General features: G+C 57.8%; 11 protein-coding genes. 8 read left to right on the top strand and 3 right to left on the bottom strand.

The genetic code is table 11. The features are described 5' to 3' along the window. Positions 1-19 precede the first annotated feature (19 nt). The 3 genes from mnmA to flgK all read right to left on the bottom strand — a co-directional run bounded on the left by mnmA (position 20) and on the right by flgK (position 4,331). Positions 20-1,120, bottom strand: a complete 1,101-nt coding sequence (mnmA, locus tag ACZ5RI_RS13550; RefSeq protein ID WP_464513732.1) for a tRNA 2-thiouridine(34) synthase MnmA — start codon at positions 1,118-1,120, stop codon at positions 20-22. A 114-nt stretch (positions 1,121-1,234) separates the two neighbouring features. Next, the gene (locus tag ACZ5RI_RS13545) at positions 1,235-2,200 is read right to left on the bottom strand and encodes a flagellin (RefSeq protein ID WP_464513731.1); all 966 of its coding nucleotides are present in this window, start codon (positions 2,198-2,200) and stop codon (positions 1,235-1,237) included. A gap of 22 nt (positions 2,201-2,222) precedes the next feature. Further along, positions 2,223-4,331, bottom strand: coding sequence for a flagellar hook-associated protein FlgK (gene flgK / locus ACZ5RI_RS13540; RefSeq protein ID WP_464513730.1), 2,109 nt, complete (start codon positions 4,329-4,331; stop codon positions 2,223-2,225). A 293-nt stretch (positions 4,332-4,624) separates the two neighbouring features. Between flgK and ACZ5RI_RS13535 the strand changes: the two genes are divergently transcribed. The 8 genes from ACZ5RI_RS13535 (at position 4,625) to ACZ5RI_RS13500 (ending at position 13,819) form a co-directional block, all read left to right on the top strand. Then, positions 4,625-6,421, top strand: coding sequence for a flagellar hook-length control protein FliK (locus ACZ5RI_RS13535; RefSeq protein WP_464513729.1), 1,797 nt, complete (start codon positions 4,625-4,627; stop codon positions 6,419-6,421). 19 nt (positions 6,422-6,440) lie between these two features. Then, positions 6,441-7,106 carry a flagellar hook assembly protein FlgD gene (locus tag ACZ5RI_RS13530; protein ID WP_464513728.1) on the top strand — a complete coding sequence of 222 codons (666 nt, stop codon included), beginning with the start codon at positions 6,441-6,443 and terminating at the stop codon, positions 7,104-7,106. 82 nt (positions 7,107-7,188) lie between these two features. Then, the gene (locus ACZ5RI_RS13525; RefSeq protein ID WP_464513727.1) at positions 7,189-8,475 is read left to right on the top strand and encodes a flagellar hook protein FlgE; all 1,287 of its coding nucleotides are present in this window, start codon (positions 7,189-7,191) and stop codon (positions 8,473-8,475) included. A 39-nt stretch (positions 8,476-8,514) separates the two neighbouring features. Further along, positions 8,515-9,795: a flagellar hook protein FlgE gene (locus tag ACZ5RI_RS13520; protein WP_464513726.1), complete on the top strand. Its 1,281-nt coding sequence runs from the start codon at positions 8,515-8,517 to the stop codon at positions 9,793-9,795. Positions 9,796-10,132: 337 nt separating this feature from the next. Next, on the top strand, positions 10,133-10,408 hold the full coding sequence (gene sciP / locus ACZ5RI_RS13515; RefSeq protein ID WP_464515607.1) for a CtrA inhibitor SciP: 276 nt from the start codon (positions 10,133-10,135) through the stop codon (positions 10,406-10,408). A gap of 152 nt (positions 10,409-10,560) precedes the next feature. Continuing rightward, positions 10,561-12,135, top strand: coding sequence for a flagellar basal-body MS-ring/collar protein FliF (fliF, locus tag ACZ5RI_RS13510; RefSeq protein ID WP_464513725.1), 1,575 nt, complete (start codon positions 10,561-10,563; stop codon positions 12,133-12,135). 6 nt (positions 12,136-12,141) lie between these two features. Continuing rightward, positions 12,142-13,182, top strand: coding sequence for a flagellar motor switch protein FliG (gene fliG, locus ACZ5RI_RS13505; RefSeq protein ID WP_464513724.1), 1,041 nt, complete (start codon positions 12,142-12,144; stop codon positions 13,180-13,182). Position 13,183: 1 nt separating this feature from the next. Further along, positions 13,184-13,819, top strand: coding sequence for a FliH/SctL family protein (locus ACZ5RI_RS13500; RefSeq protein WP_464513723.1), 636 nt, complete (start codon positions 13,184-13,186; stop codon positions 13,817-13,819). Positions 13,820-13,822: the final 3 nt, after the last annotated feature.

Below are 13,822 nucleotides of genomic sequence, written 5' to 3'. Positions count from 1 at the left end.
GAGGGGGGCGCCCCCCCTGTCAAGACAAGAAAGGTGATTGTTGACCGGCAACGATCCAGCCGCCGCCCAAAACCTTGCTGTCCTTGTAAAAAACGCAGGCCTGACCGGGTGCAATCGCTTCTTCGGGGGTGTCCAGCGCAACCTGAACCGTGCCGTCATCTGCGGGGGTGACGGTGGCCGGGACAGGGGGGCGCATCGAGCGAATCTTGACTGTGCAGCGGGTCGCCTCGGCCGGGGCCGCCAGCCAATTAACAGAACGAAGTTGGATATAGCGGGCGGCAAGGGCTTCGCGCGGGCCAACCACGACGGTATTGGTGGCCGCGTCGATGCGGATCACGAAGATTGGTTCTTCCTGCCCGGCAATGCCAAGGCCTTTGCGCTGGCCGACGGTGAAATGGATGATGCCTTCATGCCGGGCCAGCACATTGCCGGACATATCGACGATGGTGCCGGGGCGGCGCGCTTCGGGGCGTAAGGTCCCGACCACTTCGGCATAATTGCCGCCGGGCACAAAGCAGATGTCCTGACTGTCGGGCTTCTTGGCGTTGATCAGGCCCCATTCGGCGGCCAGCTTGCGCACATCGGGTTTGTGCATGCCGCCGAGCGGAAAGAGCAGGGCGGATAATTCTTCCCGTGGGGTCGAGAACAGAAAATAACTCTGGTCGCGCGCCGGATCGATCGCCCGGTGCAGTTCCGCGCCACCCTCCCCCTCGAGTAGGCGGACATAATGGCCGGTGGCCAGCGCGTCTGCACCAAGCTCGCGCGCGCTTTGCAGCATGTCGCCGAATTTGATCCGCCCGTTGCAATGCACACAGGGGATCGGTGTTTGCCCGGCCAGATAGGAATCGGCGAAATCCTCGATCACTGCTTTGCGGAAGCGTTCTTCGTAATCGAGCACATAATGGGCAATGCCGAGTTTGTCGGCCACCGTGCGGGCATCATAAATATCGCGCCCGGCGCAGCAGGTGCGCGCCCCGGCGGTAACTTTGCCCTGATCGTAGAGCTGCAGGGTGACGCCGATCACCTCGTGACCGGCACGCTGCAACAAGGCGGCGGTGACCGAGGAGTCGACCCCCCCGGACATGGCCACAACGATACGCCGTTTTTCGGATGCGTTCATGGGCCGCCCCTATAGGCCCGGGGGCGGCGGCTGGCAAGCCGCTGCTATGCCACAAAATGAACAGGGACACTGCCTGTGGTTCATTATGCCCAAGCTGTTTCTGGGCATTTTTGGTTAAGACAGATAGTTCAGCAGCGAGATCTGGTTCAGCGTCGAGGTCACCAGCACCGTGGCCTGCAATGCGGTTTGGGCATTGGTCAGATCGGTCGAGGCCGTCGACATGTCGACATCCTGAATACCCGAAACAAACCCCTTGTAGAGATCGATCATCGTCGTCTGGGTGTCTGATGCGGTTTGCAGCGTTTGATAGGTGTTGCCGTTAACCGCCGAAATCTGGTTGATGCCCTCATAGGCATTGCTGGCGGTCGTGATTTCGCTGGTCAGAAAGTCAACGTCGTTATTATCCATCGACGAAGTGAAATCTGCTGCGTTGGTATTGGTGATATAGTTGGAGACATCATACAGCGTCGACATCAGCTCGGTACCGACATCCGACGCGGTGATGCCATAGGATACCGTCTGGTTGTCGGCCACCGTGACCGACTTTGCGGCCGAGCCGTTGGTGAAAACATAGCTGGCATCAGTGGGATCGGTAATCGCCGCCGAGGAGCTTAGCGTGGCCAGATCGGCAAAGGTAGAAACGGTGAAGGGGGCGGCGTTATCGTTGCCGCCACTATAGATGTAGCTGCCGTTGGAGTCCTGATAATTGAGGATCGCCTTGGCCTGATCGAAAATATTACTGCAGGTGGTCGACAGCGACGAGCCGTCGTTGGTCGAAACCGCATCTGAAATGGCGCTTTTTAGTTCGTCGGCCAGCGAAGACAGCTGATCGAGCTGACTGTCCTGCAATTCGACCTGTGTCAGTGCCAGTGTGGTACCGGTTTGATAGCCGGTGGTGCGGTTGACCACGGCACGTGCCGATTCCATCGCCTGGGTCTGATCACCATAGCCGGCATAGGTGGTCGAGACATTGCCACTGGCAACCTGATCCGACAGGGTCGAGACCTCGGTCTCCCGCTTCATCATCTGGGCGGAAAGATAGTTGGCCTGCGTAAGATTGGCGACGCGATCGACGCTCATGGCTTCTCCTGACTATACATACTTAAGCTGCATTCAGCAGCGTGTCGAAAAGGTCGGAATAGGTGGTGAGCAATTTGGCCGAAGCATTATAGGCCTGCTGATAGATCACCATGTTGGCGAGTTCTTCGTCGAGGTTCACCCCTTCGGAATCTGACTGCAGCTTCTGCGCTTCGGTCAGCCGGTCACTCTGGGTGGTGTAATTATCCGAGGCCTGCGTACTGCGGGTCGAAATATCCTGATAGATCGCGTTGGCATAGTTGCTCAGCGTCGTATTGGTGGCGGCCAGACTGCCGGCTTTTTTAAAGCTCAGCGTGGTGGTTTCGACATTTTCCAACGCTACGGCGCCGGTGGAATCCCCGCTGGTGACCGCTTGCTTGCCGACGGTGCCAATGGATACCGTTTCAACCGGCAGCGTATTGCTGGCCAGTCCGCTGGCGGTGGCAAACTGCGCAGCATAGGCCGAGGTGGTGTTATCGCCGATGCCGAGAAGTTCGGTCAGGCTGATACCGGTTCGGCTGGTGGTTGAATCGCCGCGTTCAGTGCTGTCGGCCGTGACGGTCAGCGTGTCGCCGCTATAGCCCGCGGCATAACTGGTGGTCACCACCCCGCTGCTATCAATGCTGAAGCTGACCGTATTGGCCCCTGTCGATGTGTTCGACATTGCGGTGTTGAGGTTGCTCAGCACCGTGCTGATAGTATCGCCCGAGGTAACCGTAACCGTGCCGGTTTTGACGACGGCGCCGGAGGAATCTTTTAACGTCAGGGTGATGGCACCGTCGGCGACCAGATTGGCGGAACTGCTGCCCGACAGGCCCGTGGTCGACAGGCTGGGGATCGAGGTTTGGAAAACATCGTTCAGCCCGAAGAAGGTCGAAAAGTCGGTGGTACCGGTGTTGGCCGAGCTGTCGATAACAATCCCGTCGGTCGAGTCTGTGGCCGAAATGACCAGCTTGCCATTCTGATAGCTTGCCGTGGCATCGCTGCCGAGACCGCTGTTGATTGTCGAGACAATGTCGTCGATCGACATGCCGGAAAAATCAAAGCTGGTGCTGGATACCAGGTTGCCGCTGGAATCGGTCACACCGATCGTGGTCGAACCGCTGGTATTCAGGTTTTCCGATTCTGTCAGGCCGGTCTGGCGACCGGTCAGGGTTTGTGGCGGTGGGTTTGAGCTGTATTGGTTGCTCACCGTATTATAGGCGTTGGCGGCACCCTGGGCGAGCGAGCCGAGTTCGGTCTGCAGCTGACCAATGGTGGTATCGCGCATGGTCAGCAGGCCTTCCAGCGATCCGGACGTAACATGCTGATCAAATGTATCGACAACGCCGGTGGTCTTGCCGGTGTTGACGTTGGCATAGGTCAGATCAATGTTGTCGTAACCGCTACTGCTGTCGCCGCCGGAATAGGACAGTACCGCATAGGAGCTGCCGACCAGCAAGGTGCCGTCGGTGGTGGTGATCTTCACCGAACCGTCCGACTGTGTCACCGTATTAATATCGACCAGTTTGGCCAGGCTTTGGATGGCGCTGTCGCGTTGATCGGCCAGGCCGGTGGCGTCGTTGCCCATCGCGGTCTGGTTCTGAATTTGCGTGTTCAGATCAGAGATCTGTTTGACCAGCGTGTTGATCGACGTCACGGATGTCGAGACCTGGTCGCTGGCGGAATTTCGCAACGTCGAAAGCTGCGTGTAGAGCGAGGAGACCTTGCTGGCGAACGTGTTCAGGGCCGAGACAACTGTCGACGTGCTCGAGTCCAGTGAGGAGGATTGCGAGGCGGTTGATAACGACGAGGTGATATCGGACAGCTCCGAGGCCAGTGAGGTGCCATCCCCCACTTCGCCGAGCATCGCGTTGACCTGGTCATAAAGAGAGTTCTCGGTATCATACTGCGAGGAGGTCCCCAGCGAGGAGTAGGTCTCCTGATCGAGATACTTGGATACCGTGCGTGAAATATCGGAGGCGTCAACACCAATGACCCCATTGGCGGCGCTCTCCAGCGTCGTCATATTGGTCGTGCGCTTTACATAGCCGGTGGTATCGACATTGCTGACGTTGCTCGAAACAACGCTTAACGCCGAACTGTTGGCCTTAAGGCCGGATGTCGCGCCTGCTAAAATTCCGCTGAGGGACACGGTTTTCCCCTTAAGTTGCGTTCTGCCTGGCCATGACAATGCAAGCCCTGTGCCGGTCCTGAAGGGGGGCGTAAACCGGGTGTGGAACACGAATCGGATAAAAGCTGCCGTGCAAGCCTTAAGTTGAGGCGGCAATCTTTGCCGCTATGGGCAAAGCTTGCTGTGTCCTTTGTGGTGCCGCCCGCCCGAATAACCCACCTTCGCCGCGCTTTTGGCCTATTTTGTGTGCTGCCCGTAGTTGTGGTCCAGCCCTTGCTATGGTGTTGGGGTGTTTTTTTAGGGAATGCATTTCCTTGGCTAGTGTCGCAACCATCCGGGCCATGATTGGCAGCCAGTCGTCCTTCTCAGGATCGGACGGCGGCGTTACCGGTGCATTGGATGGTGCCTTCACGTCCCAGCTGCAGCAGCAGAGCGCGACGACCGATACCGCAGATACTGACTCCCGTCAGATGGTGCGGTCGGGCACAACGCGCTCCTCCAACAGTAATGCCTGGGCCGCGCAGCGCGCCGCCAGCACTGACAGTACGGCCTCGGCCGAGACATCGGTTTCCTCCTCGGTGCAGGGCGATCGCCGCGTGGCAGCAGTCAAAGACCATTCCACATCATCATCGAGCAGTGATACGGCGTCAGCGTCCGGCAGCGATGCAGAGACGCAGACCAGTCGTGCGGCATCGGCCCCCTCGGAAAACCCTGCCGACAAAGCCGATACTGCCGATGCACAGCAGGATAAATCTGGGCAGACAGCAGATGCTGATGCTGCTCAGGCGGATGTCGCGTCTGATGGTACCACCGCACTGAACGCTGCCGGGCAAGCCGCCAATGCGGCGCCGGGCGCGGCTGATGTGCCTGCGCCAGCAACGGATGTAGCAACAGAAACCGTTGCTGATCCATCAGTTCAGGCGGCGCAAAATACCGATCCGGCCCAGGGGGCGGATATAACGGTAACGGATCCGGCGGTGACAGATCCTGTATTGCAAGCCATGTTGGCGCAGGTGGCCGGGCTGGCCGCGGGGCAAGCGGTGCCTGACGCGACGAGCAGCAGCACAGATGACAGCACAGCGGTCGATACGGTCGCGGCAACGGATGATGTAACGTCCACGGACAATACTGCAGACAGTTCAGACAGCGCCAGCACCGCTGCGGCGGATGCACAGGCTACGGCGCTGCTTGCCGCGATGATGGGGCAGCAGGCCGCTCAACCCGCCGCCAATGCATCGGCCACGGCCGCACTCGGCAGCAGTGATCTGGCTGCGGCCATCGGTTCGTCGTCACGCGGCCCTGATGTGCCAGCGGCTTTGCCGGGCAATTTTGCCGGTCAAAGCGGTGATGCGGGCAGCACGGCTTCGGATGCCACGGCCAGCGCTTCCGGTACTACTGGTACGCTGGATGGCGATCTGGTTGATATGGGGCGGTTCTCTGGCCTGCTACGTTCGACAAGTGCACAAGCGGCTTCGGATACTGCGGGGCAGAGTCACGCAGCAAGTACGACGACGCAGGATACGACGTCGTCGGCCAGTCCGGCATCCACCTTTGCCACAACCCAGTCCAGTTTTACGGCGGCAGCGGCGATGCCGCTGACCAGTAATCTGTTACCCACCAGCGCCACCGGCGGTCTGGTGGCCGCCAATATCTCGGTAACGACGCAGTCCGCTGCGGCCAGTTCTGATGTTTCTGACCTGGATATGCTTGGCCTGACCATTGCGGCCAAGACCACGGAAGGCTTCAAGCATTTTTCTATCCGGCTGGATCCGCCCGAACTGGGTCGGGTCGAAGTCAAGCTGTCGGTCAGTGCGTCGGGTCAAACCTCGGCAACATTGATGGCGGACCGGCCGCAGACGCTTTCACTGTTGCAGCAGGACTCCGCAAACCTGGCCCGCACCTTGCAAGAAGCTGGTGTAGATTTGTCCGGTGGCGGTTTGAATTTTTCGCTACGTGACGGGCAACAGCAGGATGACGGCAGCGGTAAGGGCCGTGGTTCCGACGGGCAGGCGTTACAAGCGATAGCATCCGTCGATACCGTGGGCGATGTATCGTCCCAGTCTTATCTCGGCCTTTCGTCAGAAGACGTTCGGCTGGATATCCGAGTTTGAGGCGCGAAAGGAAAAAGTTATGACGACCGTCAGTTCCACCACCTCGTCCACATCGACATCGTCGTCGTCGACATCGTCGTCGACGCTGGCATCGCTCACGTCGAACTTCGACACGTTCCTCAGTATTCTGACGACCGAGCTCACCAATCAGGACCCGACCGATCCGACCGATACGACGGAATATGTCTCGCAGATTTCGCAGATGTGTATGGTCGAAGCCCAGATGGAAACCAACGACAAGCTGGATACGCTGATTTCCGATACAGAATCCGCCGCTGGCAGCAGCGCGGTCAACTATATCGGCAAGACCATTACGGTCACCAGCGGTGCCGGTTCCTTGTCGGATAGCAGTTGCACCTGGGATTACACACTGGATTCGGCGTCTGCCACGACCACGCTGACGGTGACCAATTCTGATGGTGACACGGTGTATTCCACCACGGGCGATACCAGTTCGGGTTCGCACAGCTTTACCTGGGATGGCACGGATACCAGTGGCAGCACAGAAAGCGATGGGGCCTATACCCTGACCGTTACCGCCACGGATTCCAGTGGTACCGCAGTGACGTCCGCAGTGAGTTACAGCGGCACAGTGACGGCGGTCGACACTTCCGGTTCGACCACGGAATTGGTTGTCGGTTCTGCGGAATTCGCCTTGTCGGATGTCAGTAAAGTAGCGGAGTAGTTTTGCGTTGGTAGCGTAAGGATCGGCAAAAAGATCCGATAGGCAGGAAATTCTTGCCCGGACGTCGGGAAAGGAAATGGCAATGAGCGTAAATGGCGCATTACGTACCGGTGTTTCAGGTCTCAGTGCAAACAGCACTGCGCTGACCGTTGCCTCGTCGAACATTTCGAATTCGAATACGACGGCCTATAAGGAGTCTTCGACCGCGTTTTCGACGCTGATTGCCGAGACTTCGAGCACCAAGGGCAAAAGTTCCGGCGTCAATTCGGTCACCGAACAAAGCGTTTCGACGCAAGGTGATCTGACCGCGACCAGCTCAACCACCGATCTGGCTATTTCGGGGGATGGTTTCTTCATCACCTCGACCGTGGCAGATGGTACGAATATCGAATATACCCGGGCCGGCGATTTCTCGACCAATAAGGCGGGGGATCTGGTCAATTCTTCCGGTCTCTATCTGATGGGCTATGCGGTTTCGACCAATGCGACAACCGGCGTGTCGACCACGTCGTCGACGCTGTCGACCATCAATCTGGACAAAACAGCGGGCATCGCCGAGGCGTCCTCGCATGTGACGCTGACCGGTAATCTGGAATCGACCACCAGTGTCAACACTTCCGGCACAGCGGATTATTCAAACTCTGTGACGGTGAATGATGGTCAGGGCGGCAGCCAGTCGTTCGCGATTTCGTATACCAAGACGGCGGCCAATACCTGGACCTATTCCATTGTCTATTCGGGGGATTCCACGAATCTGACTAATACAGGCAGCCCCACAATCGATTCTGGGACGCTGACCTTTAATTCAGATGGTTCGCTGGATACCGTCACGTCTGCCACCGCAGGGGCGTCTACAGACGGAAGTGTAGCGCTAACCCTAAGCTGGGATACCACGATATCCGGCTTAGGCTCACAAGGGGTGAGTTTCGACTTCGGCTCGCTTGGCGGCACGGATGGCTTTACCCAGTATGCGACCACGTCGACGCAAACCTTTAAAGCCGATGGCGCGTCTTACGGCACGGTTTCAAGCTATTCGATCGGTACCGATGGCACGCTGACGGCGACCTATTCCAACAGTCTGACCCGCCAGATTTACGCCATCCCTGTAGCGGTGTTTGCTGATCCCAATGGTCTGACCTCGGTTTCCGGTACGGCCTATGTGGCTTCGGATGCTTCCGGGGCGGCCACCGTTGTTACCGCGGGCAGCAGCGGGGCTGGTACGGTCCAGTCGGAATATCTCGAAGAATCGGCGGTCGATCTGGCTACCGAACTGACCAATCTTATTACGACGCAGCGGGCCTATCAGGCCTGCGCAAAAATTGTCACCACCAGCACCACCATGTTGGATGTGCTGGTTAATATGGGCTGATTTATGCTTCGGCGGCTTCTCCGCCCGTAGGATACGGTAATGAGTATATATGGTGCATTGCTGACAGGCGTTTCCGGTCTTAGTGCGAACAGCACGGCGTTGACTGTTGCCTCGTCGAATATTTCGAATTCGAATACGACGGCCTATAAGGAATCGTCGACCGCGTTTTCGACCTTGCTTGCCGATTCGACGAGCAGTAGCGGTACCAGTTCCGGCGTTAATTCGGTGACCGAGCAGAGCGTCTCGACCCAGGGTGATCTGACCGCCACCAGCTCGACCACCGATCTGGCCATTTCGGGCAGTGGTTTCTTCGTTACCTCGACGACGTCCGATGGCACCAATATCGAATATACCAGGGCGGGCGATTTCTCGACCGACAGTTCTGGTGATCTGGTCAACTCCTCCGGTCTCTATCTGATGGGCTATGCCATTACGACGGATGCCAGCGGAACCGAGACGACATCCAGCACCCTGTCAACGATCAATCTGGACAGTACAGCCGGTATTGCCGAAGCGACGTCCAACGTAACGCTGACCGGCAATCTGGAATCGTCCACCGATGTCAACACCTCCGGTACCGCGGATTATTCGAACTCCGTGACGGTTTATGACAGTCAGGGTGGCAGCCAGTCGTTCACCGTCTCCTATACCAAGACGGCGGCCAATACCTGGACCTATTCTATTGTCTATTCGGGTGATTCCAGCAATCTGACCTCGGGCGATACCACCCTTGATACCGGCACCCTGACGTTCAATTCAGACGGTTCTCTGGCGAGTGTAACCTCGGATACGGCCGGGGCATCTACCGATGGATCTATCGCGCTCACTATTGGCTGGGATACCACGACCACGGGGTTAAGTTCGCAAGACGTCAGTTTCGACTTCGGCACGATTGGTGGTACGGATGGCTTCACCCAGTACGCTACCACGTCGACACAAACCTATACGACCGATGGTGCAGCCTACGGCACAATTTCAAGCTATTCGATTGGCACCGACGGCACGGTAACGGCGACCTATTCCAACGGTTTGACCCGTGATCTCTATTCCATTCCGGTCGCAACCTTCGCGAACGCTGATGGTCTGACCGCGGTGTCCGGCACCGCCTATGTGGCTTCGGATGCTTCTGGTGCGGCAACCATCGTCACCGCCGGTACCAGCGGTTCTGGTACGGTTCAGTCGGAATATCTCGAAGAATCCGCCGTTGATCTGGCCACCGAGCTGACCAACCTTATCACCACCCAGCGTGCCTATCAGGCCTGCGCCAAGATCATCACCACCAGCACCACCATGCTGGATATTCTGGTCAATATGGGCTGATCGTGGTGGCAGCCGGCGCGCCCGGCGCGCTTGGCAGGATATTTTTCAGCTGGCCTGATCGCGGGATGCGGTCGGGCCTGATCTGCATTGGGCTGCATACATCTGTACAAGGCGGTTAGACTTGGTATGCCAAGATAATCTGTGCTTTTCTATGGGTATTGCGTACAGAAATGAAGCAATAGCTGCACATCGTTAACTATTTTTTCCGCTTAAACAGGCTGGATACAATAAGTTTCGTCGTTTTGATTAGAGCGATGTTAACCAGACCTGTTGGCAATATTATTAAGGCAAGGCGTTTATTCTAAGCCAGTGGTGCCAATATTGGAGCATGACGAATATGGGCGAAGAACGCAGAGGCCGTGTCAGTTATGTGATCGGGCCAGATGGCAGCCCGTTGACGCTGGCTGATTTGCCGCCGCCCAATACACGGCGCTGGGTCATCCGACGTAAGGCGGAGGTGGTCGCAGCCGTGCGTGGTGGCTTACTGAGTTTAGACGAAGCTTGCCGTCGCTATACCCTGACGGTGGAAGAATTCCTCGCCTGGCAGCGATCGATCGATCGTTTTGGTCTGCCGGGCTTGCGTGCAACGCGCGTTCAGCAGTATCGCAACTGATGGATTGTCGCAGTCCGGCACATAACGATATTTTTTCTTAGTTCGTTAAGCTGACTTTTACCCGATGGGCGGCAATGTTTGCCTAGTGGAGGCGAAGCGGTCCGCAGGGTTGGTAACATCCCCTCGGTAATTCGCCTTTTGGTTGTGAGGGGATGACAGCGGTGCAAGACTGGGTCAAAGCGGTTGGGGCTGCGCGATTTGGCGTCATGGCGGGTGTTGCCGCGGCTTTGACGGTTTTCTTTTTATATGTTGCCGGTGCCATCTCAGAACCACCGAAATCTATTCTCTATTCCGGGCTCGAGCAGCGCGATGCTTCTGCCGTGGTGGCCAAGCTCGACGCGCTCAATATCAAATATGAAACCAAGGGCGACGGCAGCACGATTCTGGTGCCCGCCGACCAGGTGACCAAGCTGCGTATGCAGATGGCGCAGGAAAATTTACCGGCGGCCGGTGTCGGCTACGAGATCTTCGACAAGTCAGACACCTTTGGCGCCACGGCTTTTGTTCAGAATATCAATAAGTTACGCGCGATGGAGGGTGAGCTGGCGCGCACCATCCATACCATTGACGGTATCGATTCCGTGCGCGTGCATCTGGTGGTGCCGGAACGCGAAATCTTTTCGCGTGAAGCACAGTCGCCTTCGGCCTCGGTGATGGTCAAAACCCGCGGCGTCCTTGGGCGCGAGCAGGTCGGGGCGATCCAGCATCTGGTGGCGGCAGCGGTGGTGGGCCTCAAGCCCGGCCGCGTGGCCATTATCGATGATAAGGGTAATCTGCTGGCGGGCGGCGAAGAAAAGACCGGGGCGGATGCCATTGCTGCCGATCAGGAGCAGAACACCACCTCGTTTGAAGATCGTCTGCGCCAACGGGTTGAATCCATTGTCGAAAGTGTCGTTGGTCAGGGCCACGCCCGCGTTCAGGTCACTGCCAATATCGACTATAATCACGTCAGCGAAACCAGCGAGACCTTTGATCCGGACTCTAAGGTGGTTCGCTCGGCCTCGACGGTTGAGGCCAATTCCAACGAAACCGACCGTTCCAATGCCACCTCGGTTGGCAATGCCATGCCAGGCGCACAGGCTCAGGGCGGTGCCGGGACCCAGTCGGCCACCGGCAACACCGAAGAAACCACCAATTACGAGATTTCCAAGGTCACCCGCACCAACACCAACGATCCGGTGTCGGTCAAACGGCTGTCGATTGCCGTGGCGGTCGATGGCATCGTGTCGGAAAATGGCACCTATAAACCTCGCAGCGCCAAGGACATGCAGCAGATCGATGCCTTGGTGAAATCGGCCATTGGCTATGATCAGGCGCGCGGCGATCAGGTCCAGGTCATCAATATGCCGTTCGCCCGGGTTGATACCGGGCTTGGTACCGCGGCGGCCGAGCCGTTCCTCGGCCTTGACGGTCCGGCCTGGTTCAAGATTATCGAAGTGGCGATTCTGTCTCTGACGGCATTGCTGATTGGGTTGTTCGTATTGCGCCCGTTGATCATCCGTATGTTCAGCACCACGCAAGCCCGCAAGATTGAAGCGGCCGCCGAAGAAGCCGCGGAAGGTGAAGTGGCCGAGGAGGGGCCCAAAAAACCCGAAAGCATGATCGATATTTCCCGTATCGAAGGCCAGGTGCGCGAATCGTCCATCCGTAAGGTTGGCGAAGTGGTCAACGCGCATCCGGAAGAAGCTTTGGCCATTATTCGCAACTGGATCCACCAACCGTCGTAAAAGATCATGGCCTCATCCTCAAAAGCCGTCCCCAAAAGCGAAGCGAGTGGTCAGCTCTCCGGTATGGAGAAGGCGGCTATCGTTATGCTGTCTTTGGGCGAAGAATATTCGGCGCCGATCTGGCAGGCGCTCGACGACGAAGAGATCAAGGATCTGTCTCAGGCGATGTCGAATCTCGGCACCATCAATGCGGATATGGTCGAAAAACTGCTGGTCGAATTCGTCTCGCAGATGTCGGTGACCGGTTCGCTGATGGGATCGTTCGAAGCGACCGAGCGCATGCTCTCGCACATCCTGCCGCCGGAAAAAGTCGCACAGATCATGGACGAAATCCGTGGTCCGGCCGGGCGCACCATGTGGGACAAGCTGGCCAACGTCAACGAAGTGGTGCTGGCCAACTATCTCAAGAACGAATATCCGCAGACGGTTTCGGTGGTGCTGTCCAAGATCAAGCCCGACCATTCCGCCCGCGTGCTGGCCGCGTTACCGGATGAATTCGCGTTGGAAGTGGTGCAGCGCATGCTGCGGATGGAAAGTGTGCAGAAGGATATTCTCGACAAGGTGGAGAAAACCCTCCGGGTCGAGTTCATGTCGAACCTGGCGCGCACCCAGCGGCGCGATTCCCACGAACATATGGCGGAAATCTTCAACAATTTCGACCGCCAGACCGAAACCCGCTTCATGACATCGCTGGAAGATCGCAACCGTGACTCGGCCGAGCGTATTAAGGCCTTGATGTTCACCTTTGAAGATCTGGGCAAGCTCGACCCCGGCTCGATCCAGACTCTGCTGCGCCATGTCGAAAAGGAAAAGCTGGCGCTGGCGCTCAAGGGGGCCAACGACAAGCTGCGCGATCTGTTCTTCTCGAATATGAGCGAGCGCGCCGGCAAAATCCTGCGCGAGGATATGGAGGCTCTGGGGCCGGTTCGCCTCAAGGACGTCGACGAGGCGCAGATGCGCATGGTCAATACCGCCAAGGAGCTGGCTGGCAAGGGCGAAATCATGATCGCCTCGTCCAAGCAGGAAGAAGACGAGTTGGTGTATTAGGATGGTTGATGTCGTCAAAACCATGAAAAAGTTCACCTTCGACACGGAGTTCCGTGGCACGCAGGATGTCTTCGAGGATACGGCCCGCGCTCGGCAGCGTAAAAGTCTGACGCAGGACGAAATCAATCAGATGTGTGCGGCCGCGCGTCAGGAGGGGGTGACATCGGGCGAGGTCCGGGCTGCTGAAAAGACGGCGGCGGCGGTCGAGGTGCTGGGGCGTAATGTGCGTGATCTCTTAGGAAAATATCACAGTGAGATCGAGCACGTCCGTCAGGAGGCGGTGCATTGTGCCCTGGTCGTGGCCCGGAAACTGGCCCGTGGCGCGCTGGACAGCTGCCCCGAGGCAGAAGTGGAAGAGGCTTTGCGGGCGGCGATTTCCGAGGCGGTGGGCGAACCTAAGCTGGTTTTGCGGGCCTCGGCCCCCGTGGTGGAGATTTTGGCCGAACGGCTGGATGAGATTGCCCAATCGGCAGGGTATAGTGGCCAGCTCGTCGCTTCGGTTGATCCGGCCTTGTCCGGGCCGGACTGCCGGATTGAATGGCCGGGGGGCGGGCTCGAGCATAACCTCGAAGCGGTTGAGACTGCGATTGCGGATATTATTGAGCGCCGGTTTGCGCGCAAACAGACCGGTGAGTGAAAG

This window comes from Micropepsis pineolensis (genome assembly GCF_055392125.1).
This window is presented reverse-complemented; position numbering and strand designations above follow the sequence as displayed.